Source organism: Rhodococcus sp. (in: high G+C Gram-positive bacteria), assembly GCF_049286785.1.
GTDB lineage: Bacteria > Actinomycetota > Actinomycetes > Mycobacteriales > Mycobacteriaceae > Rhodococcus_F.
This window is the reverse complement of record NZ_JBAQEO010000365.1, coordinates 1-3,200: the sequence shown is the minus strand read 5'-3', so window position 1 is coordinate 3,200 and position 3,200 is coordinate 1. Positions and strand designations below refer to the sequence as shown.

The window sequence follows — 3,200 nt, the reverse complement described above, 5'->3', positions numbered from 1 at the left end:
GGCCCTCAAATGCCTGTATCTGGCTACCCGTGCACTGGACCCCACCGGGAAAGGTAAGGCACGATGGGCAATGAGGTGGAAGCCAGCGCTCAACGCGTTCGCGATTACCTTCGAAGGACGCATCACCCCGAACGGTAACTAACCGACGCCGAGGTCGGATCCACCGTTATTCTGACACTCCCCTAATTCACAGACGGACCACTAGTGTCGCGGTTCGACGCCGATCGCGGTGTGGATGAGGGCTAGCACTTTGGTGACTCGCGAGTTCAGGTCTGCTTGCGACGGCAGGGGGTGGGTGAGCGGTCCGACGAGCATGTCGACGATCAGGATGATGTCGACCGGATCGAGGTCGGGTCGTAGGAGGCCGGCCTGTTGTGCCTGGTGCAGCGCTGGACTCATGATGTCGACGAGTTCGCGGGCGAGTTCTTCTCGCAGGGCGGGGGGGACGTCGGGGCTATACAGGAAGTTGATGAAGCCTTTGTCGCGGTCGACGATGGTGGCGGTCTCGGTGAGCATCTGAAGCAGCGAGTCGGGCTGGTCGGCGGTCTGGGTGGCGAGCTGTCGCAGGCGGGCCATGTTCTGCTGGGCCGAGGCCATGATGAGGCTTTCGCGGGTGGGGAAGCGTCGGTTCATCGTGGCGCGACCGACGCCGGCGCGCTTGGCTATCAGGTGCAGGGGCACGCGGTAGCCCTGTTCGGCGATGACGAGACGGGCGGCGTGCAGGATCGCGTCGCGGTTGCGCTGCGCGTCCGCGCGAAGCGGTGCCCCGGAGGACGCGGGGGTGGGGTGGTCCATGCCTGTCGACATCGTCGGCTGGTGGTCGCTCGCGGAGTCAGTCATACCGGGGTCTGTCTCCCGCCTCGTTCCTGACCTCGTGCCGGTCAAAGCTGGCTCGCCGTGTCATGGCACGAGACTGTACGGGCATGCACGGGCGCGGCTCTGCAGGCACGCTCACGCTCCGCTCTTCGTCATCCGGTCCTCGTCATCTGCTCGGGCCGGGGCCGGACGGACCCGGTGCATGCGGGACCACAATGCCAACCTCGTAAGTGGGCGCTGACGCCCACTTACGAGGTTAGGAGATGACGCAGTTCGACGTGGAGTACGACTTCCTCGTGGTGGGCTCGGGCGCCGGCGGGCTGACCGCCGCGATCACAGCGCACGAGCGGGGGCTACGACCCCTGCTGGTGGAGAAGACCGACAAGATCGGTGGCACGACCAGTTACTCCGGCGGTGGGATCTGGGTTCCGAACAACCACGTGATCAAGGCTGCCGGTGTGCAGGACTCCCGAGAGGAAGGCCTGCAGTACATGCAGGCCTGCATCGGCGACGTCGGCCCTGCCTCCTCGCCCGCGCGCAAGGCGGCCTATCTCGATGAGGGTGTCGCGATGATCCGGTTCCTGGACGACGCCGGGTTCCGGTGGCGTGCCGTGGTCGGCTACCCGGATTACTACCCCAAGCGCCCCGGCGCGAAGGCGCTCGGCCGACAGATCGAGGGCGAGGCATTCGACACCAAGAAGCTCGGCGCCTGGGCGCAGCACCTGCGCAGCGACCCGAGCATGCCCTCCATCGCGCTCTTCAACAGCGAGGCGGCCGACTTCCTGATGTCGATGCGCACCTGGAAGGGCTTCCGAACCGCCGCCCGCGCCGTCGGCATGCGGGGTATCGGTGGCAAGCTGCGCGGCAAGAACCTGGTGACCAACGGCAAGACGCTGATCGGCCAGTTGCTCAAGCTCGCCCTCGAGCGTGGCATACCGATCTGGCGCAACACCGGCCTGGTCGAGCTGCTCGTCGAAGACGGCGCGGTCGTGGGAGCCGTCCTCGACCAGGCCGGGCGAGCGGCGCCGGATCGGTGCCCCTCGGGGCGTGCTGCTGGCCGCGGGTGGGTTCTCCCGCAACCAGCAGATGCGGGAAAAGTACGAAGAAGGCCCGGTAGATCTGGACTGGAGCCTGGCCGCTCCCGGCGACACCGGGGAGGTCCTCGCCGCCGGCATCGACGCCGGCGCCGCGACCGCGATGATGGAGCGGGCCTGGTGGATGCCCACCACCATCGACCCGCAGACGAATGTGACCCGGATGCTGCTGTGGGAGCGGTCGCTGCCGCACTCGATGATCGTGGACTCAGCCGGTGAACGGTTCGTCAACGAGTCCACCGGCTACCTCGACTTCGGCGACGCGGTCCTGCAGCGGAACCGCACCGTTTCGGCGGTGCCGGCGTGGCTGATCATCGACGCCCGCCATCGCCGCCGCTACCCCTTCGGGCTCATGCTGCCCGGCATCACCCCGAAGTCCGCGATGCGCTACGGGTTCCTGACCAAGGCCGACACCATCGACGAGCTTGCCACCAAGATCGGCATCGACCCGGCCGCGCTACGGGCTACTGTGCAGAAGTTCAACGGGTTCGCCCACACTGGCCTCGACACAGACTTCGGCCGAGGCGACAACGTCTACGACAACTTCTACGGCGATCCGCGCACCAAGCCCAACCCGAACCTGGGTGCGATCGAGAAGGCGCCGTTCTACGCCACCCGGGTCTGGCCCGGCGACCTGGGCACCAAGGGCGGGCTGCTCACCGACGAACACGGCCGCGTCCTCGCCGAGAAGGCCGAAGCGATCGCCGGCCTGTACGCGACCGGCAACACCACCGCCTCGGTCATGGGCGACTCCTATCCCGGCCCCGGCTCAACCATCGGCCCCTCCATGGTCTTCGGCTACACCGCCGCCCTCAACGCCTCCCGCCCCGAAACCCTCCCGGTCCCCTGAGCACACCAGACGTGTCGCTGACATGACGGCCCCGCCGCCGAGGATGCGGGCGGTGCGCTTCCACACTTTCGGCGGACCCGAAGTGCTGGTAGTCGACACCGTTCCCACCTCGCGGCCCGTGGACGGCGAGGTGTTGGTCCAGGTCAAGGCCGCCTCGATCAACCCGATGGACAGGTAGCTGCGCGAAGGACACCTCACTGCCTTTGTTCAGCACCGTTCCCGGTGATTCCCGGCGTGGACATCGGTCAGTCCCGTGAGGTGGTGTACGACGTAGGAGTGCACGACGTCGTCGCGTGATTCCTCGCCTGATGGTTAAGCCTGGATGCACCGATTCGGTTGGGTCGGTGAGCGTGTCGTAACGGCGAAATGCCCTGTCGTGGTGGAAGAATTGGACTTCTCACAGAACCTTTTCAACCATCCCGAAGGGCATCTCGTAGGTG

The 3,200-nt window shown here is 66.5% G+C and carries 2 protein-coding genes and 2 pseudogenes; 3 read left to right on the top strand and 1 reads right to left on the bottom strand.

Going from position 1 to position 3,200, the window contains the following annotated elements; translation table 11 throughout:
• A pseudogene (locus WAW17_RS13580) lies at positions 1-142 on the top strand (IS256 family transposase); the annotation flags it as partial.
• Positions 143-201: 59 nt separating this feature from the next.
• Here WAW17_RS13580 and WAW17_RS13575 read toward each other — a convergent pair.
• Positions 202-840, bottom strand: a complete 639-nt coding sequence (locus WAW17_RS13575) for a TetR/AcrR family transcriptional regulator (protein ID WP_422333481.1) — start codon at positions 838-840, stop codon at positions 202-204.
• A 239-nt stretch (positions 841-1,079) separates the two neighbouring features.
• Between WAW17_RS13575 and WAW17_RS13570 the strand changes: the two are divergent.
• Together WAW17_RS13570 and WAW17_RS13565 are read left to right on the top strand one after the other, a co-directional pair.
• Positions 1,080-2,760, top strand: a pseudogene (locus tag WAW17_RS13570) (FAD-dependent oxidoreductase).
• Between the two features lie 22 nt (positions 2,761-2,782).
• On the top strand, positions 2,783-2,938 hold the full coding sequence (locus tag WAW17_RS13565) for a hypothetical protein (RefSeq protein WP_422333480.1): 156 nt from the start codon (positions 2,783-2,785) through the stop codon (positions 2,936-2,938).
• Positions 2,939-3,200: the final 262 nt, after the last annotated feature.

Coding starts and splice junctions, on each gene's coding strand:
- WAW17_RS13575 (WP_422333481.1), bottom strand. CDS start 840: ATGACTGACTCCGCGAGCGACCACCAGCCGACGATGTCGACAGGCATG.
- WAW17_RS13565 (WP_422333480.1), top strand. CDS start 2,783: ATGACGGCCCCGCCGCCGAGGATGCGGGCGGTGCGCTTCCACACTTTC.